18 protein-coding genes are annotated in these 19,364 nt (G+C 37.7%); 9 read left to right on the top strand and 9 right to left on the bottom strand.

From position 1 onward, the window contains the following. Window positions 1–73: 73 nt before the first annotated feature. The 3 genes from G7051_RS04265 to pyrH all read right to left on the bottom strand — a co-directional run bounded on the left by G7051_RS04265 (window position 74) and on the right by pyrH (window position 2,905). A complete protein-coding gene (locus tag G7051_RS04265) occupies window positions 74–1,318 on the bottom strand; it encodes a DUF1015 domain-containing protein (protein ID WP_166198762.1) in 1,245 nt (414 codons plus the stop codon). A 249-nt stretch (window positions 1,319–1,567) separates the two neighbouring features. Next, window positions 1,568–2,128, bottom strand: coding sequence for a ribosome recycling factor (frr, locus tag G7051_RS04260; RefSeq protein ID WP_166111595.1), 561 nt, complete (start codon window positions 2,126–2,128; stop codon window positions 1,568–1,570). Between the two features lie 66 nt (window positions 2,129–2,194). Continuing rightward, a complete protein-coding gene (gene pyrH / locus G7051_RS04255; protein WP_166111592.1) occupies window positions 2,195–2,905 on the bottom strand; it encodes a UMP kinase in 711 nt (236 codons plus the stop codon). 324 nt (window positions 2,906–3,229) lie between these two features. Here pyrH and G7051_RS04250 point away from each other — a divergent pair, with 324 nt between their 5' ends. The 6 genes from G7051_RS04250 to G7051_RS04225 all read left to right on the top strand — a co-directional run bounded on the left by G7051_RS04250 (window position 3,230) and on the right by G7051_RS04225 (window position 10,027). Beyond that, a complete protein-coding gene (locus G7051_RS04250) occupies window positions 3,230–5,551 on the top strand; it encodes a glycoside hydrolase family 3 N-terminal domain-containing protein (protein ID WP_166198760.1) in 2,322 nt (773 codons plus the stop codon). Window positions 5,552–5,680: 129 nt separating this feature from the next. Then, window positions 5,681–7,942: a hypothetical protein gene (locus G7051_RS04245; RefSeq protein ID WP_255493311.1), complete on the top strand. Its 2,262-nt coding sequence runs from the start codon at window positions 5,681–5,683 to the stop codon at window positions 7,940–7,942. A 166-nt stretch (window positions 7,943–8,108) separates the two neighbouring features. Next, window positions 8,109–8,474 carry a YraN family protein gene (locus G7051_RS04240; RefSeq protein WP_166111583.1) on the top strand — a complete coding sequence of 122 codons (366 nt, stop codon included), beginning with the start codon at window positions 8,109–8,111 and terminating at the stop codon, window positions 8,472–8,474. Between the two features lie 67 nt (window positions 8,475–8,541). Continuing rightward, window positions 8,542–8,907 carry an MmcQ/YjbR family DNA-binding protein gene (locus tag G7051_RS04235; RefSeq protein ID WP_166198758.1) on the top strand — a complete coding sequence of 122 codons (366 nt, stop codon included), beginning with the start codon at window positions 8,542–8,544 and terminating at the stop codon, window positions 8,905–8,907. 11 nt (window positions 8,908–8,918) lie between these two features. Further along, window positions 8,919–9,290: an MmcQ/YjbR family DNA-binding protein gene (locus G7051_RS04230; RefSeq protein WP_166198756.1), complete on the top strand. Its 372-nt coding sequence runs from the start codon at window positions 8,919–8,921 to the stop codon at window positions 9,288–9,290. A 5-nt stretch (window positions 9,291–9,295) separates the two neighbouring features. Then, on the top strand, window positions 9,296–10,027 hold the full coding sequence (locus tag G7051_RS04225; protein WP_166198754.1) for a biotin--[acetyl-CoA-carboxylase] ligase: 732 nt from the start codon (window positions 9,296–9,298) through the stop codon (window positions 10,025–10,027). On the opposite strand, the gene G7051_RS04220 is transcribed toward G7051_RS04225, so the two are convergent. Beyond that, a complete protein-coding gene (locus G7051_RS04220; protein WP_166198753.1) occupies window positions 10,024–10,692 on the bottom strand; it encodes a DNA alkylation repair protein in 669 nt (222 codons plus the stop codon). The two genes, G7051_RS04225 and G7051_RS04220, sit on opposite strands and share 4 nt — an antisense overlap. A gap of 3 nt (window positions 10,693–10,695) precedes the next feature. Beyond that, window positions 10,696–10,998: a Dabb family protein gene (locus G7051_RS04215; protein ID WP_166198751.1), complete on the bottom strand. Its 303-nt coding sequence runs from the start codon at window positions 10,996–10,998 to the stop codon at window positions 10,696–10,698. 281 nt (window positions 10,999–11,279) lie between these two features. Here G7051_RS04215 and pepE point away from each other — a divergent pair, with 281 nt between their 5' ends. The 3 genes from pepE (at window position 11,280) to G7051_RS04200 (ending at window position 14,590) form a co-directional block, all read left to right on the top strand. Then, complete coding sequence (gene pepE, locus G7051_RS04210) at window positions 11,280–11,993, top strand: dipeptidase PepE (protein WP_166202653.1); 714 nt, start codon at window positions 11,280–11,282, stop codon at window positions 11,991–11,993. 122 nt (window positions 11,994–12,115) lie between these two features. Further along, window positions 12,116–14,191 (top strand): HD family phosphohydrolase, encoded by a 2,076-nt coding sequence (locus G7051_RS04205; RefSeq protein ID WP_166198749.1) that lies wholly within the window; start codon window positions 12,116–12,118, stop codon window positions 14,189–14,191. Window positions 14,192–14,221: 30 nt separating this feature from the next. Further along, window positions 14,222–14,590: a hypothetical protein gene (locus tag G7051_RS04200; RefSeq protein WP_166198747.1), complete on the top strand. Its 369-nt coding sequence runs from the start codon at window positions 14,222–14,224 to the stop codon at window positions 14,588–14,590. Between the two features lie 47 nt (window positions 14,591–14,637). Here the strand turns inward: G7051_RS04200 and G7051_RS04195 are convergent, their stop codons facing one another. The 4 genes from G7051_RS04195 to G7051_RS04180 form a co-directional block, all read right to left on the bottom strand. After that, window positions 14,638–14,952 carry a chaperone modulator CbpM gene (locus G7051_RS04195; protein WP_166111560.1) on the bottom strand — a complete coding sequence of 105 codons (315 nt, stop codon included), beginning with the start codon at window positions 14,950–14,952 and terminating at the stop codon, window positions 14,638–14,640. A 7-nt stretch (window positions 14,953–14,959) separates the two neighbouring features. Then, window positions 14,960–15,886, bottom strand: a complete 927-nt coding sequence (locus tag G7051_RS04190; RefSeq protein WP_166198745.1) for a DnaJ C-terminal domain-containing protein — start codon at window positions 15,884–15,886, stop codon at window positions 14,960–14,962. 211 nt (window positions 15,887–16,097) lie between these two features. After that, window positions 16,098–18,467 (bottom strand): penicillin-binding protein 1C, encoded by a 2,370-nt coding sequence (pbpC, locus tag G7051_RS04185; RefSeq protein WP_166198743.1) that lies wholly within the window; start codon window positions 18,465–18,467, stop codon window positions 16,098–16,100. 15 nt (window positions 18,468–18,482) lie between these two features. Then, window positions 18,483–19,346 (bottom strand): endonuclease/exonuclease/phosphatase family protein, encoded by an 864-nt coding sequence (locus G7051_RS04180; RefSeq protein ID WP_166198741.1) that lies wholly within the window; start codon window positions 19,344–19,346, stop codon window positions 18,483–18,485. Window positions 19,347–19,364: the final 18 nt, after the last annotated feature.

Genomic DNA, 19,364 nt, shown 5'->3' with positions numbered 1-19,364 from the left:
CTGTCTATACTTTTCTTTTCGTCTGTAAAGGTATAAATTAAGTGCGAACAATGATTTATTCCAGTATGATTACTTAACTCAACTTATGAATGACCAATCCCGATCTTAGTTTAGGCTCAAACCAAGTAGTCTTAGGTGGCATAATATTGTTTGAATCGGCAATCCGCATCAGTTGCTCCATTGTAACGGGATGAAGAACAATTGCTAAAGCCATTTCTCCACTGTCTACCCGTTGTTTTAATTCTTTTAATCCTCTGATACCTCCTACGAAATCTATTCTCTTATCAGTTCTCAAGTCTTTGATATCCAAAATATCATCCAGAATATATTTTGAAGAAACGGTAACATCTAATCCTTCAATCGGATCATTATCATTATAAGTGTTTTCTTTAGCTGTTAAATAGTAGCATTTACCATCAAGATATACCGAGAAAGTATGCAATGAGTTTGGGCGAACGATGTCTGATCCCTTTTCTTCAACGATGAAAGAGGTCTCGAGTCGGTTTATAAATTCAGAAGGAGTCAATCCATTCAAATCTTTTACTAAACGATTGTAGTCAATGATGTTCAATTGACTTGCAGGGAAACAAACAGACATAAAGTAGTTATATTCTTCGTTTCCTGTATGATTGGGGTTTTTCTTGGCTTTTTCAGCACATACCAATGCTGCTGCCGCAGATCGGTGATGCCCATCTGCTATATATAAATAGGGGATTTGGGCGAAAATATTTGTTATATCCCGGATGTCCTTGTCGTTATCGATGATCCAGAAATGATGCCCTACATTATCGGGAGTGGTGAAATTGTATTCTGTTGGTGACGATATTACTCGGGTGATTATGTCTCCTAATTCTTTATTATCAGGATATGCGAAAAATACAGGCTCTATATTGGCATCATTTATATTAACATGTAGCATGCGGTCTTCTTCTTTATCCTTACGTGTTAACTCATGCTTTTTTATTTTGCCCGACATGTATTCATCCACATGAGAGCACACAACCAGTCCGTACTGAGTTTTGCCATTCATGGTTTGAGCATATACATAATAATTTTCTTGCTCATCTTGTACGAGCCATCCTTTTTTCTGAAACTTATTGAAGTTTTGCAATGCCCGTTCGTATACTCTGGGGTCATGTTCGTCTACCTGTTCATCAAAGTCTATCTCAGGCTTGATGATTCGGTACAGCGATTTCTCATTGCTTTCAGCTTCTAAGCGGGCTTCATGCGAATTGAGTACATCATAAGGTCGAGAAGCCACTTCTTTGACGATGCTTTTTGGTGGGCGTAGCCCTTTGAAGGGTTTTATTGTAGCCATGATTTTGTGTTTTTAGTTCGTATTGATATATGGTTTTTATTTCACGGATAATTGAGTAAGGTAACTATTTAATGACACATTTAGTAAACATACTATCTATTGCTTTTTTTGTTTGCCAAAGCAATAAATAGTTCTGATAAAATATTATCTTGAATCAATTCTCTAAGATACAAAAAGAGTAAAGAATAGAGGCTATTAAGTCTCTAAATTCTTTACTCTGTATTTTATATTAGAATTAAAGTCTGCGACTTATACAGTCATGATCTCTTTTTCTTTATCAGCAAACAATTCGTCTATCGCTTTGATATATTTATCGTGGATTTTTTGAATATTTGCTTCAGCATCTTTTGCGACATCTTCGGGTGTACCGTCTTTTACTGATTTTTTTACAGCATCAATAACATCACGACGGGCGTTGCGAACACTTATTTTAGCTTCTTCTGCCTCTTGTTTCGATTGTTTTACCAAAGTCTTACGACGTTCTTCGGTTAATGGAGGAATCGATAAACGAATCATTTCGCCATTATTGTCCGGATTTAATCCTAAATCAGAGTTAATGATCGCTTTTTCTATCTCACCAAGCATGTTTTTCTCCCAAGGTTGTATAACGATGGTTCTTGCATCGGGAGTGTTTACAGATGCAACGCCTGTAAGAGCGGTTATACTGCCGTAATAATCTAGTTTTATGCCATCGAGGATACGAGGATTTGCTTTTCCTGCACGTATGTGAGCCAAAGTTTCTTCTAAGAATTCGATAGTCGATTTCATCTTAGCTTCAGCTTTCTTTTCTAACTCTTTAATATCTGCCATTTTTCGTGAAAATTAAGGTTTCAGACCTATTGAATATTATCTTCTATTTGCTGTTTTTATTGCTGATTAGGCGTGAACATACGTTCCTATGTTTTCGCCCTTCATTACTTTTGCGAGATTACCAACGGTGTCCATATCAAAGACTACAATAGGTAAATTATTCTCTTTACACATGGTTGTTGCCGTTAAGTCCATTACCTTAAGTCCCTTATTGTATACATCATCATAAGATATATTCTCGAACTTAGTTGCGGTAGGGTCTTTTTCGGGGTCGGCGGTGTAAATGCCGTCTACACGAGTGCCCTTCAACATCACATCGGCTTCAATTTCGATGCCACGCAAAGCAGAACCTGTATCGGTGGTAAAGAACGGGTTACCTGTGCCGCACGAAATAATTACAACTTCACCATTTTCCAAAGCCTCTATAGCTTTCCATTTAGAGTATAACTCGCCAATAGGTTCCATACGGATAGCTGTTAAGACACGTGATTTTTGCCCGATAGCGGTCAACGCAGAGCTTAAACCTAAACTATTAATAACGGTTGCTAACATTCCCATCTGGTCACCTTTGACCCTATCATAGCCTTTCGAGGCACCACTCAATCCGCGAAAAATATTTCCTCCACCGATAACAATACCGACCTGCACACCCATTTCGGCTATTTCTTTGATTTGTGTGGCATATTCCGATAGACGCTTCTCGTCTATACCATATTGTTTGTCTCCCATCAGGGATTCACCGCTTAATTTAAGCAGTATTCGGTTGTATTTTACCATTTTGTTGTTTAAGTACCGTAAATATATTATTGTAAATAGGCTTACTCAAATCGGCGAGCTTATCTACAGCTTCGTTGTAACTATATAATTGCAAAACTAATACTTTTTGTCAGATTATAACATACTAAATCTGTAAAAGCTTATCTACAGTTGCAATAATAAGGAGTTTGTGCTTATTTATGTTTTATAATGATTTGTTAAAATCTGTATGTTATAAAACATGTTGCGTCAAAATAACACCTCATGCGTATTGTAGACGCAAATAAAATGATACATTTGCGACATAGTAATTGAATGAAACCTTAATATTTAAAATCAAACATCATGAAGAAATTATATCTAAGTATTCTGGGTATCTCGATGTTAGCACTTGGCTACTCCCAAAATAGCTATGAGGTAGTAACTAATAAAAAAGGAGCTACTCTGGGATATTCTCCTAATTCGGGGGTGACAATTTTAACCGTTAACGGACTTAAATTTAAAGACCTCAATAAAAATGGTAAACTTGATCCGTATGAAGATTGGCGCTTGCCTGCTGATGTGAGAGCTAAAGATTTAGCAAAACAAATGTCGGTAGAGCAAATTGCAGGTTTGATGCTATATAGTGGTCATCAGGCAATACCTGCTAATGCTAAAGGCTTTGCAGCCGGAACTTATAATGGTAAAACATTTAAAGAAAGTGGTCTTCAGCCTTGGGCTTTATCGGATGCACAAAAGAAATTTTTAAAAGACGATAATTTACGACATGTGTTAATTGTAGGGGTGCAGAGCCCTGAAGTTGCAGCCAAGTGGAATAATGAAATGCAAGCATATGTCGAAAGTATTGGTTTGGGTATTCCTGCGAATAATAGTTCCGACCCACGCCACTCGGGTCAAGTAACAGGTTCTACTGTTGCCGAGTTTAATGCAGGAGCCGGAGGAGATATTTCGGTATGGCCTGATGGTCTTGGTATGGCGGCCACATTTGACCCTGCTTTGGTGAAACAATTTGGACATATTGCAGCACAGGAGTACAGATCCTTAGGTATAGCCACAGCTCTTTCACCTCAAATCGATTTGGCAACAGAGCCTCGTTGGTATCGTGCATCTATGACATTTGGTGAAAGCCCTGAATTGGCAACTGATATGGCTCGTGCTTATATCGATGGTTTTCAGACATCAACAGGAGTTGATGAAATCAAAGACGGCTGGGGATATAAGAGTGTGAATGCTATGGTTAAACATTGGCCAAGTGGAGGTCCTGAAGAAGGTGGTCGCGATGGTCACTGGGCTTTTGGTAAATTTGCAGTATATCCGGGCAGTAATTTCGAAACACATTTAAAACCCTTTACAGAAGGAGCGTTTAAATTGAATGGAAAAACGGGTATGGCTTCTGCAGTAATGCCTTATTATACCATATCGTACAATCAAGCGAAAGACGGAACTAACTATGGGAACGGCTTTAGCAAATACATTATAACTGATCTGCTAAGAGATAAATACAAGTACGATGGAGTTGTGTGTACAGATTGGGGTATTACAAAAAATGAAGGCAAAACACCCGGTGATTTTGAAGGCAAACCTTGGGGGACAGAAACCCTTACAGTTGCAGAGAGACATTATTTAGCTCTTATGGCCGGAATGGATCAGTTTGGAGGAAATAATGAAATTGCTCCTATCTTGGAAGCCTATAAAATGGGCGAGAAGGAAAAAGGAGAAGCATTCATAAGAAATCGATTTGAACAATCGGCAGTACGCTTACTTCTCAATATATTCCGTTTAGGATTATTTGAAAATCCATACCTGGATCCTCAGGAGAGTGCTAAAGTAGTAGGTAATCCCGAGTTTATGCAAATGGGATATGATACTCAGGTAAAATCTATTGTAATGCTGAAGAATAAAAATAATGTATTACCTATAACTGAAAAGAAAACTGTCTTTATTCCAAAAACATATATTCCGGCTGTTAAAGACTGGTGGGGAAATTGGTCACAACCACGATTGACAACTCCGGTGAATACTGAATTGCTGAAAAAGTATTATAATGTAACAGAAGACCCTTCGCAAGCTGATTTTGCTATTGTATTTATTTCCAGTCCATATAATAATAATGATGGGGGAGGATACGATAAGAACGATCGCAAAGCAGGAGGTAATGGTTATGTGCCTATCACATTGCAGTATGGAACTTATACAGCAACTGATGCTCGCGAGCATAGTATTGCCGCAGGTGACCCTGTTGTAGATCCTTCGATAACAAATCGCTCTTACAAAAATAAGACTGTAACAGCATCTAATACGATGGATTTGAAAACAGTACTTGATACCAAAGAAATGATGGGTGATAAACCGGTTATCGTTGTTGCTAATGTCTCAAGAGGTATGATCTTTAATGAATTTGAAGATAAAGTGGACGGTATTATTGTTCGGTTCAGTGTAACAGAACAACCTGTTTTGGATATTATATCCGGAAAGTCAGAACCTTCGGGCTTACTGCCTATGCAAATGCCTGCAAGTATGTCTGCTGTTGAAAAACAATATGAAGACGTACCTTTTGATATGGAGTGCCATAAAGATACGGAAGGCAATTTATATAATTTCGGATACGGGCTTAATTGGAAAGGAGTTATAAAAGATGCCCGTACAGCAAAATACGGATTGAAATAATTACATACTAACTAAAAAATAAGTAGAAAGAGTATCATAGGAGCAGGATTGTAGCTTTTTATTGAGAGATTTTTTTATTTGCCTTCGATCTATGGTACTCTCTTTTTTTAATACCTAAAAAACCTAGCCATGAATAAAAATTATAGAAACATAGGAGCTTTAGTGGCTCTAGCAGGATTACTTAGTGGTACTACTGCATTTGCACAAGAGAAAGCTGTTGCTGATACTCTAAAAGTGAAGACGAAGAGTGAAGAGCACAAAAGTGATCGTAATGTGATGCTAAATGCAGCTAACAATACCGGGCCTCGTGATGTGAATATCGGACTTCCTGCTTCGGTAGGGGGTACAACTGTTCTTGAGAACGGATTGCCTGTAGTTTACTTTTTCTGGCCTGAGCTGCCGACTAAAGCGTGGCGTCAGGATATAATGATCAATAAAGTGCAGTTGCTTGATTTAGGACAAACCGCGATAAAAATTGGAGATGTTGGCTTTTCAGTAAGTACATTTGATAATTTGGGTACCGACCAACTTCATGGGGTAGGTACACTCAATTCGAATCATTTCGGATTGTTGCGTGGTGATATTAATCTGAGTGGTCCGTTGAATAAAAAGGGATTGAAATTCTCAGCAGGAGCTTATCTGAATTATGATCCGGGAGCTTTTAAAGCACAAGGTTTGCCTAAATATTATTCTGATAAAACTCAGATGTATAAAGGAGCCTTGACTCAGGATTATTCTTTTCAGGGAGGTACAGGTACCATTACTGCAATGTATAAATACACCAATACAGAAGGGCTTCGTCAATCATATGCACCGTTCATGTATAAAAAGGGTGGCAAAATTGAAGAGATTGACGGATTCAAAATGGGGGGAGACTCTTACTATGAAAATACCGGAAAAATCATGTTGAAAGATGCCTTTACCGGAGAATATGTAAATCGTGATGTTATAAAAGATTACGGATCAGAGTCTCATACATTAGATTTTATTTGGAAGAATACATTGGATAATGGCTTGCATCTGAATATGATTTCGCGTTACCATGCAGGAAAAATAGGTAATTATTTACCTCTCATGACAGGTGTGAATACTGTGGGAGATGATAAGTATACCTATGCCGATACCGGCGAGGCGTATGCCGGAAACGATGTACAAGGGGTACTTGTTTTGGCTACTAAAAGAAGACCTCTGAAATCATTGATGTCTACCTTCGAAGTAGGTAAGAAATCTGGAAATCATGACTGGAATATCGGCTTGAATCAATGGAACTACCAAATCAATAAATATGCTACAGAAGGAGCAATCTATTATCAAGAGGTTGCAGCGAATCCGCGAAAGCTGATAAAAGCCGGATCACCGGTCAATGACTATGGCAATATGCCGGGAGGATTGGAGTATCACAATGGTTCTGAAAATAAAACAGCTTTATTTATCACTGATAAATGGGATGTGGCTGATGCTTTCACTTTAAGTTTAGGTGCAAGACTTGAGTATCAAAACTTAAGAGGTGATTACCAAGATCGTGAACTAAATCTGGATAACCTGAATGGTCCTAAAACCAAGATCAATAAAGATTGGCTAAACAAAGCATTTATGTTGAATGCTGTTTATAAGATGACCAGCTCATTCGGACTATTGGGAGAAGTTAATTATAATGAACAAGGAGGACACCTTGAAAACTATAATGTGGGACAAGATCCTAAAATCAAACAATCGAAGATTCCCGGAGCAGGTTTTGGAGTATACTTCAATCATCCGATGATCAGCTTGGTTTCTAAAGCTACTTACATTCAACGCGACGAGTACAGAACAACTGTAAACTTCTCGAACCCCAATAACCCAACAGATGTAAGACGTGAGATTACAAATTATGATATTCAGACTCTGGGCTGGACTACAGATATTCTTGCCTCTCCATTCAAAGGGTTCAATCTTCACCTATTGGTGACTGTTCAATCGCCAAAGTATAAGAACTTTGCCGGAAAAGTAGCATTCCCTGACGGAACAATCGCAGAATATGATTTTAGTGATAAAATTGTTACAGGTGTATCAAAAGTTCTGTTGGAAATTGATCCAAGTTACACATGGGAGAATTTGAGAGTATGGGGTAGTGCCAGATATTTCAGTAAACAATACTTTAACAAACCCAATACATTGGATTTGGAAGGTCGTTGGGAAACTTTTGCAGGAGCAAATTATAAACTGAACAAATTTTTGGATTTCAATGTAACTGTTGTGAACTTACTAAATCAACGTGGAGCATCGGGGTCTATTCCTGATGGAGACTTGATTACTACAACAGAGGCCGCAGAATCTAAATACAATACGATAATGTCGGGAACATATATTCGCCCCTTCACTGTCGAATTTGGTGTTAAATACAATTTCTAAAAACTGAAACTTACTTATTATATCAAATAATAGCTAACAGTAAACGCCGGAATTATAACCAATAATTCCGGCGTTTTATTTATATTTGAGATCACAGACTTGTTTATAGGATTATGTTTACCTAAATGATAATAAGATCTGAGAATTTAATTCTAAAATTTAATAAATGGCTCAACATAACGATCTCGGCAAAAAAGGTGAAGAGTTAGCTGAAGCATATCTAGTTCAAAATAACTACCAGATTATTCAACGTAATGCAATATACGATAGGAATGAAATAGATATAATAGCTTCGAACTCAGAATATATTATTTTTGTGGAAGTAAAAACCCGGTCTTCGGCTTATTGGGGAAATCCCGAAGAAGCTGTTTCGGCTACAAAGATCAAAAGGATTGTTGCAGCGGCAGACTTTTATCTGAATGAGAAGAATATAAATAAACCTGCAAGATTTGATGTAATAGCAGTCGTTATAAATAAAGGATCTATTGATATAGAACATATAGAAGACGCTTTTTTTGCACCTTTAAACTAGTAATAATGGACAGCTAAAAATTAGAGGAGCTTTTTTTGATAACTGTTGACTGATAATTGATAATAATATGGATATAGAGCATGTGAGAGAATATTGCCTCTCAATAAAGGGAGCAGAAGAATGTTTTCCTTTTGACGAGACGGTATTGGTCTTTAAAGTAATGGGTAAAATGTTTGCCTATATGAGTTTGGAGCGAAGAGACGAAGGTTTTATGCTAAACCTTAAATGTGATCCCGAAAAGGCTGTTGAGTTAAGAGAGAAGTATGAATGTGTACTTCCCGGATATCATGCCAATAAAAAACACTGGAATTCTGTTTTTATAGAACAGAATATTCCGGACGATGAACTTAAATATTGGATAGACCATTCAGTAGCCGAGGTTATTAAGAAACTACCTAAGAAGCAACAAGCAGAATATGCTGCTATGGATTAAAACCAAGATGTATGAATATAGAAGAACTGAGAGAATTTTGTTTGTCGGTTAAAGGGGCTGACGAATCGTTTCCTTTCTTAGACGATAGGATATTAGTCTTTAAAGTAATGGGTAAAATGTTTGCTTACGTAAATATTGAACCTAAAGATGCATTGTTTAGAGTGAGTATGAAATGCGATCCGGATAAGTCGGGAGAGTTGAGAGACCAATATGAAGGTGTTGTGAATGGTCAGCATACTAAAGCATTAGAATGGAATTCTATTTGTTTGGAGAGCGATGTCCCCGATGACTTGATAAAGGAACTCATCTTACATTCGGTAGATGAGGTTATCAGGAAGTTACCGAAAAAGTTACAAGCAGCATATGCATCAATAGAAAAATAATATACATGAAAGATCCTTTATTTATTTACTTGGAAGAAGTGACATCTACAAGCCTTTATCTGAAAAACATCAGTAATGTAAAACCGTTACTAAATGGAAGCACAGTTTTTACAGATTTTCAAACAGCCGGACGGGGACAGAAAGGCAATTCGTGGGAATCGGCTAGGGGAGAAAATCTGATGTTCAGCACGATTCTGTATCCTATCGGCTTGAAAGCTGATCGTTCTTTTATCGTATCTCAAATAATTTCGTTGGCTATTAAAGACGTGCTTGAGCAATACACGGCTGATATATCTATAAAATGGCCTAACGATATTTATTGGAAAGAAAAAAAAATAACAGGTATTCTTATCGAAAATGATATTATGGGTGATGAGGTCGAAAAGGCAATTATAGGAGTCGGAATTAATCTCAATCAGGACACTTTTATCAGCAATGCTCCTAATCCCGTATCTTTGAAGCAAATCACAGGTAATTCTTATCTCGTAAAAGATATATTAAAGCAAGTATTGGAGCGATTGATGTTCTATTATGAGAAACTACAATCCCCTGAGGTGATAAAAAATCAATATAAACAATCTCTATTTAGAAAAGAGGGACTTCACCTTTTTGGAGATGCAGATACTACTTTCCTTGCAGAAATACACGATGTAGAAGACTCCGGTATATTAGTCTTAAGACTAGAATCAGGTGAAATCCGAAAGTTTGGCTTTAAAGAGATTAGATATATTCTTTAGTTACCATAGAAAAACTCAAACTCAAATGACAGGCTGTCATATATCTCCTTTTTAATTGGATTTTCTGAATCTTTAAAGATGATAACCTTTTCCAGAATTTGATCAGCCAATTGAGGAATAACCTTTCCTGCATTCTTCAAAAACAGAGTTGCAGCATTGCGTAACGATGTATTTTCAGAAGAGATATCCTCCCAAATGTATTGAAATGTATCTAATTGTATGGTCGGATTGAATGCTTTAGTAAGTAAACGTCTTACAATAAGCCAATATCCGGTAGACCTTACATTTTCATCCTCACTGTTTATCCATTCTAAACCTACCTCATCGGCAAAGTCTGTCGTTTGAAACAAGTTTACACAAATCTGCTCTCTTATCTCTTGATTAGGAATTTGTGCAACCCATCGATTGGCAGTTTCTATTGTAAACAAATCAATAGGGTAGAGTAGTGTTGCCAATATTTTCAATTCACGAGTACCATCTAGCCAAAGAGTTTCAGCCAAATCTCTATCGGACTCATAACGGGCAGCAATCTCCTTAATCTTTTGGATCGATACGCCAAAGTTGAGCTTGTAATTAAGCCCGTAACCTCTCATGCTCGCCGAAGCAATGCCGTTCATTGCCATACGGCATCGCTTGCGAATATCTCTTATAATTTCTTCCTGCATGTATCAAATTTCATAATCCACAGCTATACGGCTGCTTACTGCTTCTTTCACAAAAGGTAATACGGCTTGATGCAAAGGGTGATTTTGATAAAAATCTAAAGCCTCTTTAGAAGCAACCTCCGAGTAAAGGGCTACATCGTAATTAGCAGTAGATTCAAGAAAATTAATACCTACCTCTACTTTAACAAGACCTTCAATTTTGCCGTTAAGAGCTTCGAGCTTTTCTTTGATTAACGAAGCGTTTGTAGCTTTGTCATTTCCGTGAGCTTCCTCTTTGAGTTTCCAGAATACAATATGTTTAACCATTATCTAATTTTTTCAGTTAAGGTCGCAGACCTATTTGTTGTTTTAGTAAGTGTAAGTACAACTATCAGCTGTGATTGATGAATATTGTATTTAATACTTACTGTTGCTTATTAATAGACAAATATATAGAAAAAACTAAGATTTGAATAGTTTGGTCTGAGGAGTTTATGTACTCTTTGATAGTTTAAATAGAGGTAGATCACTAAACTTTATTTCGCAATATGCACTACGCCAACCATATTATACTTAAATTTGTATAGAAATTACCAATAATTATAATGATGAAATTATTATTACTAAGCAATTCAACTAATCCGGGAGAGCCATATTTGAGCTATCCTAAACAAACAATCAAGCAGTTTTTAGGAGATAAACCTCTCAATATAGTGTTTATACCTTATGCAGCAGTAACTTTTTCTTACGACGAGTATGCTGCAAAAGTAAATGACAGTTTGCAAGAAGTCGGAATTCAGGTAAAAGGAATACATACTTTTGTTAATGCAAAAGAAGCTATTCGTACCGCCGATGCCATTATGATAGGTGGAGGAAATACTTGGAAATTAACCAGAATGCTTCAGGAAAATGGTCTGATAGATCTTATTCGTGAAAAGGTGAATACGGGTACGCCTTATATCGGATGGAGTGCCGGTTCTAATGTTGCGTGTCCTACTTTAAGAACAACAAATGATATGCCTATTGTAGCACCTTTAAGCTTCGAGACATTGAATTTAGTTCCTTTTCAATTGAATCCTCACTATCTGGATGCTCATCCTGAAAATCATGGTGGAGAAACACGCGAAATGAGAATAAATGAGTTCATTATCGAAAATCCCGATATTTATGTGGTAGGTTTGAGAGAGTCTACTATTCTGCATTTCGAAAACGAAAAATTATCGTTGATAGGTGATCGCTCGGCTCGAATATTCAAGTTTGGAAAAGAACCCTATGAATTGACATCAAAAGACGACTTCGATTTTTTGGTAAATATGAACTAAAGCTTATAGTAAATAGTTACTATAACGATACATCACAATAGATAGTACGATTAGAGTATCGAAAAACGACTTCATTATTGCAAAAAAGCTGTAAACAGGTCAGAAAACTTAATTATATTAATATGGGATATTTAAATAAGAAACTAAGAATACCAACCCCCACCTTTTTTATATTTGCAATTATACTTATTGCATACTTCTCGCCCAGAGAGAGTAAGGTAAGTTATAATGAAAGCGAAGGTAAACCTTGGAGGTATGGACTTGTGACTGCTCCTTTCGATTTTCCTATTTATAAGGACGAGGCTCAGCTGGAACAAGAACGCGATAGTATCCTAAAGGAATATATCCCCTATTATAGTGTCGATAAATTCAGGTCGGAGCGAGCAATAACCTTGTTCACGAATGATGCACAAGCTGCCGAAACTCCTGCGGCATATATTCAGTATGTGCAGCGGAAAATGAAGGAGATTTATCAGGCAGGGTTAATTTCTGCCACAGATTACGATAAGTTGGAAGACAGTAATCTAAAACAGCTATATCTGATTAATGAAGATAATGTGGCCACTATTCGTAATGTAAATTCCTTCTATACCTCGAAGCTGGCTTACGAAAAACTAATAAATGACCTCCCTGACAACCTGCAATTGTATGTTATTCAATCGCTAAATCTAAATAATTATCTATATGACAATGTTATTGCAGATAATGAATTGTCGAAGAAAGCAAAGGACGAACTATTGATGAAGGTTCCTTTTGCCGAAGGAAATGTTCTGTCTGGACAAAAAATTATAGATAGAGGTGAAATTGTAACATCAAAAACAGTACATATTCTTAATTCCTTACAAAAGATTACCGAGCAGAAAGAGGGATCGGGAACCCGCAAAAATTGGATGGTCGTAGGAGATGTTATACTCATTGCGGCACTTATAATGGCATTCATGACGTATCTGATATTTTTCCGTCCCAGAGAGTATTACGATCGGCGTAACGTCCTCTTTATGTTGACAATGATTGTTGTACTATGTGTGCTGACTGGAGTATTTGTCAAATTAGGATTCAATGTATATATCATTCCGTATGCTATGGCGACAATAATGGTACGTACATTTATCGATTCACGTACAGCCATGCTTATACACTTGATAACGGCTATTATCTGTTCGTTGATGGTGCCCTTTCCTCAGGAATTTCTTTTATTACAGATTCCGGTAGGCTTTATGTGTATCTTTAGTTTGAAAGATTTATCTGAAAGATCACAATTGATTAAATCTTCGTTCTTCATTTTACTCACATACGCCTCTCTTTATATCGGTGTTACTTTGGCTCTTAAGGGCGATATTAAGCAGATAGATCCTTTGATGTTCCTGTATTTTGCGATTAACTTTATGTTTGTAATGTTTGCATACTTATTGGTTTATATCTGCGAAAAAGTATTCGGTTTTATTTCGGGAGTAAGTATGATTGAGTTATCTAACATCAATAAACCCCTTCTGCAACAACTGTCGGAAGTGGCACCGGGTACGTTTCAGCACTCTATGCAGGTATCCAATTTGGCGGCGGCAGTGGCTACCCGTATCGGAGCAAATGCACCGCTGGTACGTACAGGAGCTTTATATCATGATATCGGTAAAATGACAAATCCTGCTTACTTTACTGAAAATCAGATTCCGGGAATGAATCCCCATGTGGGACTTTCTTATAAAGAGAGTGCTAGAATAATAATAAACCATGTACCTGAGGGAATAAAGATTGCCCGTAAATATAATTTACCACAACAGATAATAGACTTTATAGCGACTCATCACGGAACGGGAAAAGTAAAATATTTTTATAATTCATATAAAAATGAACATCCGGATGAGGATGTAAGCGAAGCCGATTTTTCGTATCCGGGTCCTAATCCGTTTACCAAAGAAACCGCTATCCTAATGATGGCTGACACGGTAGAAGCAGCATCCCGCAGCTTGAAGGAATATACCGAAGAGTCTATCTCCCATTTGGTCGACAAGCTTGTGGATTCTCAAATGCATGATGGCTTATTAAGAAATGCTCCTATTACTTTTAGGGATATTGAGATTGCTAAGAATATATTCAAGGAGAAATTGATGACTATATATCACTCCCGTATAGCTTATCCGGAGTTGAGTAAAGAAGCCGAGAAAAATATTGAAGATGCAGCCGAAAAAGCAACCATATAGATTTTAAACACACTAAATAGTATTGAAGAAATGGATATACCAAAGTCATTAAGAGTTGTAAGTATAGTACTGATTGTACTAGGAGTTATCAGATTAGTTGCCGGAGCCTTAGGCTTGATTGGTTTAAGAGGCTTTTTTGATGAAAATCCTAATTTAATAACTCAAGTTATAATTGAGAATTTTATTGCAGGACCGTTGATCTTAATTTCAGGTTTGCTATTGTTGAAAGGTAAAGCCTTAGGGCGTTTTCTCTTAATACTGGCAGTAGCAGGATCATGGATTGCCAGTTTTGTTATATCAAAAGAACTAGGTATCGGTACTCTGGTTATATTTGGAGTATTAATTGCTATCTTGTTTTTAGAAGACAATATAAAATTATACTTCTCGAATAAGGACTAATAACCGCATTCTCTTTAATAAAAAAAGACATCAATTGATGCCTTTTTTTATTCGTCTATATCTTCCCATATATCGCTGAAGCGGGTCGAATGTAATTTACGTAGAGAATAGAGCTCTTGTTCCATAGTCTGTACCTTTTTCAATAAGTTCTGTATTACATCTATACCCTCGATATTGATTGACAGGTCGTAATACCAGTTCGCAAAACGCTCTAAATCGGGTAACTGAGACTCTCTTATATATTGTTCACCTTCGATGATTTCCAATTCTATTAGTCCCTCGTTTTCCAACAGATCAATAAAAGATGGTTCTACCTGTGAATTACGGCAATATTCTTGTATTATAATTAGTTCTGTTTTCATCGTGATATCATTTTGATTGATAACTAGCCAGTTTCTTGAAGAGCTCTTTTTGCTCCTCATTCAAACCTGTTGGTAATTGTACATTATAAGTGATGTAGAGATCACCGAAATCCCCGTCTTTTTTATATACAGGAAATCCTTTTCCTTTTAATCGAACCTTAGTTCCGTTTTGAGTTTCGGGCTTAACTTTCAGTTTGACTTTTCCCGACAAAGTGTCGATAAGGGTTTCGCCACCCAATACGGCAGTGTACAGATCTAATGACTCGTTTACATACAGATCGTTGCCTACACGTTTGAATACAGGGTCTTCTGCTATAACGAATGTTATATACAGATCGCCGTTGGGACCTCCGTTTGCACCCGGTCCACCTTGTTTGGGTAGTTTAATAACCTGTCCGTCGGCAATACCGGCAGGAACGGTTATTCGTATATTTTTGCCATTTACGGCAAGAGTTTGTTTATGGGTTTCCGCAGCATCTTTTAGACTGAGATGCAGTTCGGCTGTATAGTCTTGTCCCTTGAAGCCGTGAGACCTTCCAGAACGTGCACCACAACCTCCTCTGTTTCCGAATAGAGATTCAAAGAAGTCCGAAAATTCGCTGTCATCGCCTGAATAACTATAGCTTGCACCGCCGCCAAAACCTCCGAATCCTCCACCAAAACCTCCGCTTTGAGCTTGTTGTTGACGGGCTTTCTCGTATTCTTCTCCATGTTGCCAGTGTTCGCCGTATGTATCGTATTTTTTTCTTTTCTCGGGGTCGCTTAAAACTTCATTGGCTTCATTTATCTGCTGAAATTTTTGATGCGCCTCTTTGTCATCCGGATTCAAATCAGGATGAAATTTGCGTGCTAATTTTCGATATGCCTTTTTGATATCATCAGCTGAGGCATCTTTTTTTAGCCCTAGTACATTGTAATAATCAATAAATGCCATATTTTATTTAGTTTATGTTATTAACATTTTGGGTTACCTATTCGTTCATTTCTTTAAACATAAAGAGTATAAAGTTTTTCACAAAGGATGTTTTTTGAATAGTGATCAAATACTACTTTGTGGGCATAGTACATCAGCTTTGTGCCCTTTGTGCTTAAAAAATGTGTTGTTAATAGTCTGTATATTTAATTAAAGGCAAGAGCCTATAATCTTATTTTACTGTAAAATTGAGAACCAGAGAACTACCCGATTCGTCTACCACTGTCAATCGATGTTTACCCGGATTGGGTGCTAGCTCTTTCTTATGAAAATTTTGAGTTTCGCCTACATAAGTATCGTCCAGATGCCAGAATACTTTGGTCTGCGGGTTGCGATGTGCCAACTCAAAAACCACTTTACCGGGCGATCCGTCCAATTGTTTGGGTATACTTATTACTCCATTGGCAAACGGATATATAAACTCCATTGTTTTGGTCTGATCTTCGTCCATACATTCGGGCGAAAATGGTGGTAACATCTGATAAGACGGATGCTGTTCCTTATAGAACCATTCCCACGAAGGAGGTAAAACAAACCACGAAGTTTGTATTATACCTCTGTTTCCGGCACAATTTTCATATACCCTGTATTTATAATCTTCGGATACATTTATCCTGATATGAAAATTACAAGCATCGGTTTCCGTTCCTTTTTTAGTAATCCATATTGTATCGGCAGATGTTTCGGGGCAATTGACCCCTGTCAACATACCACTTTCTTTACACACTTCTACTTTTATAAGATCATTTTCCGGAGTAACAAACCAACGGGAGGCAGGTAATGAATTGAATATATCGAACATTACCATTCCGGCAGTACGTGCTCCTGTTAATCCCGGACGACCTTCTCCGTCAGAGTTTCCCACCCATACACCTACGGCATACTTGGGATTGACTCCTACTGCCCAACCGTCGCGAAAGCCAAAGCTTGTACCGGTTTTCCATGCGATCTTTTGCATGGATGGTATTGACCTCCAGTCGATCTCCTCAGGACGGTTTACATTCGTCAGAGCATCAAAGGTCAGCCAGATAGCACCGGCTTCGAATAATGGTCTCGTAATACGTTCAATCGGTTCATTATTATCCTCGTTGTAGATATACGAGATCGGTTTGTGCTTCCAGTAACGCTGCTCCCGATTGTAATCGTTCAAAGATTGTGCCATATGTGCATACATGGATGTAATATCCCATAATTTGCCTTCGGCACCTCCAAGAATAAGCGAAAGTCCGTAGGTATCAGGCGAACGTGACAAAGTTGTCATACCCGCATCTTTCAATAAAGAATAGAATTTGGGGATGCCGTATTTTCGTAACGATACTACAAAAGGAATGTTCAGAGACCGAGCCAATGCTTCGGATGCTGGAGCCGCTCCATCGTAATTCAGACTAAAATTTTTAGGACTGAAACCATTTATATTGATCGGTATATCAGCCAGTAATTGATTGGGAAGTATTTGCCCATCCTGAAGCATTGCACAATAAAGAAATGGTTTTAATATACTTCCGGTACTTCGTGGTGCCTGAATAACATCCACCTGATTGGCTGAGATGCTTTTTTCGAAATTGACGTTTCCACAATAAGCAACCACTTCGTTTTTCTCAATATCAATAACTACAGCTGCAATATTCTTTATTTCATTCTGAGCAAATTCGGCATTCCATCTCGATAAAATATTTTCAACAAGTAACTGCTGACGTTTATCGATGGTGGAACGTATGTGTTTACCGCCTTGTTCCATATATACTTTAGTAACAAGGTGAGGTGCAATTTGAGGTAAAGCATAAGGTTCGAAGGGTAGAGGTTCAGCTATCGAAAGCTCATAATCGACTTCGTCAATGATACCCTTTTCCTTTAGATGTTTAAGTAGGTTGTTTCGTTTGTTTAAGAGTTTTTCTCTGTTGCGACTAAAGTGCATAATTGCAGGAGAGTTAGGCAGCACGGCTAGTGTGGCAGCTTCTGCCCATGACAAGGTAGAAGATTGATGTCCGAAATATCGCCACGATGCGGCTTCTATTCCAACCGCATTACCGCCCATAGGGGCATGGGAGGCGTATAGGCTGATGATTTCGTCTTTCGAATACGAAAATTCGAGACGGGTAGCCAATATCATTTCGATAAGCTTTTCGCCGAAAGTTCGTTTCTCCTTTCTCGATAGGCGGATTGTTTGCATCGTAATGGTACTAGCTCCGCTTACGATACGTTTTTGAGTGATATTTTGCTTAATAGCTCTGAAAAGAGAAACCGGATTGATTCCCCAATGGTATTTGAAGTATTGGTCTTCGAATTGAGTCACGCAAACGCGGTACTTTTCGGGTACGGAATCGACCGAAGGAAAACGCCATTGCTGATCGTTGGCGATACGTGCTCCTAAGAGTTCGTTTTCTCTATCGGAAACAACCGTGCTGTATGGAACATCAAAGAGTGGAGAGGGTAGACAAAAGATATACCAGATAACTAAAATAGTACATGCCGGAATGGCTATCTTATATTTAAGTTTGGCAGTTTTATATCTGTTTATCCACTCCTTGATCTTCTGTTTCATGGATGGTTATAACCTTTACTTTTTGAATTCAACTTCGGCTGCTACCGGATAATGATCCGAAGGGATGCGGGGCAGACTGTTTTTATCCCAATAAATATCGGTCAAAATGCCATAGCGTATAACTTTAAAGTCGTTGTTGACAAATATATGGTCTATACGCTCATCTGTTTTTCGGGTTAAGTTGAAAGAGTTAAAAGTTCCGTTGTTAGCATACTTAATAGGCGATAGTTCGTAAGTATCACGTATCTGATGCGTGGTGTTCAGCAACAAATAACTGTCGCTGGTTTGATCGTCATTGAAATCGCCCGTCAATATAACAGGTTTTTTACCAGCTATCTTTTTTATCTTTTCGAGAATCAGTTTAGCTCCCTCTTTGCGTGCTTTAACTCCTACGTGATCGGTGTGTACATTGAAGATATAGAATTCTTTTCCGGATGTTTTTTCTTTAAATTTACCCCATGAACAGATGCGGATACATACGGCATCCCATCCCATATTGGGTTTCGATGAATTATTGGCTAACCAGAAATTTCCCGAATCGAGCAACTTAAACTTGTCTTTTTTGTAAAATATAGCAGAATATTCTCCTGCTTGCTTACCATCGTCACGACCTACACCGATATAGTCCATCTCAGGCAATTGTTCTTTCATATTCTCCAATTGATGATATAGCCCTTCTTGTGTACCGAAAATATCGAAATTATGGTATTTTACCAGATTACAAACTTCGGGTAGACGTTGTTTCCATCCGTTTCCGTTTTTGGCATCGTCCGAATTGGCATCATTACGAATGTTATATGTTGCCACAGTCATTGTTTGAGCGTTCATAAAATATGAACAGCTTAATATACAGAGTAGGAGTAAAAATTTAGCTTTCATTGTTTATCAGTTTAGTGT

It is taken from the genome of Dysgonomonas sp. HDW5B (assembly GCF_011299335.1).
Lineage (GTDB): Bacteria > Bacteroidota > Bacteroidia > Bacteroidales > Dysgonomonadaceae > Dysgonomonas_A.
This window is presented reverse-complemented; position numbering and strand designations above follow the sequence as displayed.

Bases quoted from the DNA above. Each gene is read 5' to 3' on its own strand.
- G7051_RS04265 (WP_166198762.1), bottom strand. From the start codon at position 1,318: ATGGCTACAATAAAACCCTTCAAAGGGCTACGCCCACCAAAAAGCATC.
- frr (WP_166111595.1), bottom strand. From the start codon at position 2,128: ATGGCAGATATTAAAGAGTTAGAAAAGAAAGCTGAAGCTAAGATGAAA.
- pyrH (WP_166111592.1), bottom strand. From the start codon at position 2,905: ATGGTAAAATACAACCGAATACTGCTTAAATTAAGCGGTGAATCCCTG.
- G7051_RS04250 (WP_166198760.1), top strand. From the start codon at position 3,230: ATGAAGAAATTATATCTAAGTATTCTGGGTATCTCGATGTTAGCACTT.
- G7051_RS04245 (WP_255493311.1), top strand. From the start codon at position 5,681: ATGAATAAAAATTATAGAAACATAGGAGCTTTAGTGGCTCTAGCAGGA.
- G7051_RS04240 (WP_166111583.1), top strand. From the start codon at position 8,109: ATGGCTCAACATAACGATCTCGGCAAAAAAGGTGAAGAGTTAGCTGAA.
- G7051_RS04235 (WP_166198758.1), top strand. From the start codon at position 8,542: ATGGATATAGAGCATGTGAGAGAATATTGCCTCTCAATAAAGGGAGCA.
- G7051_RS04230 (WP_166198756.1), top strand. From the start codon at position 8,919: ATGAATATAGAAGAACTGAGAGAATTTTGTTTGTCGGTTAAAGGGGCT.
- G7051_RS04225 (WP_166198754.1), top strand. From the start codon at position 9,296: ATGAAAGATCCTTTATTTATTTACTTGGAAGAAGTGACATCTACAAGC.
- G7051_RS04220 (WP_166198753.1), bottom strand. From the start codon at position 10,692: ATGCAGGAAGAAATTATAAGAGATATTCGCAAGCGATGCCGTATGGCA.
- G7051_RS04215 (WP_166198751.1), bottom strand. From the start codon at position 10,998: ATGGTTAAACATATTGTATTCTGGAAACTCAAAGAGGAAGCTCACGGA.
- pepE (WP_166202653.1), top strand. From the start codon at position 11,280: ATGAAATTATTATTACTAAGCAATTCAACTAATCCGGGAGAGCCATAT.
- G7051_RS04205 (WP_166198749.1), top strand. From the start codon at position 12,116: ATGGGATATTTAAATAAGAAACTAAGAATACCAACCCCCACCTTTTTT.
- G7051_RS04200 (WP_166198747.1), top strand. From the start codon at position 14,222: ATGGATATACCAAAGTCATTAAGAGTTGTAAGTATAGTACTGATTGTA.
- G7051_RS04195 (WP_166111560.1), bottom strand. From the start codon at position 14,952: ATGAAAACAGAACTAATTATAATACAAGAATATTGCCGTAATTCACAG.
- G7051_RS04190 (WP_166198745.1), bottom strand. From the start codon at position 15,886: ATGGCATTTATTGATTATTACAATGTACTAGGGCTAAAAAAAGATGCC.
- pbpC (WP_166198743.1), bottom strand. From the start codon at position 18,467: ATGAAACAGAAGATCAAGGAGTGGATAAACAGATATAAAACTGCCAAA.
- G7051_RS04180 (WP_166198741.1), bottom strand. From the start codon at position 19,346: ATGAAAGCTAAATTTTTACTCCTACTCTGTATATTAAGCTGTTCATAT.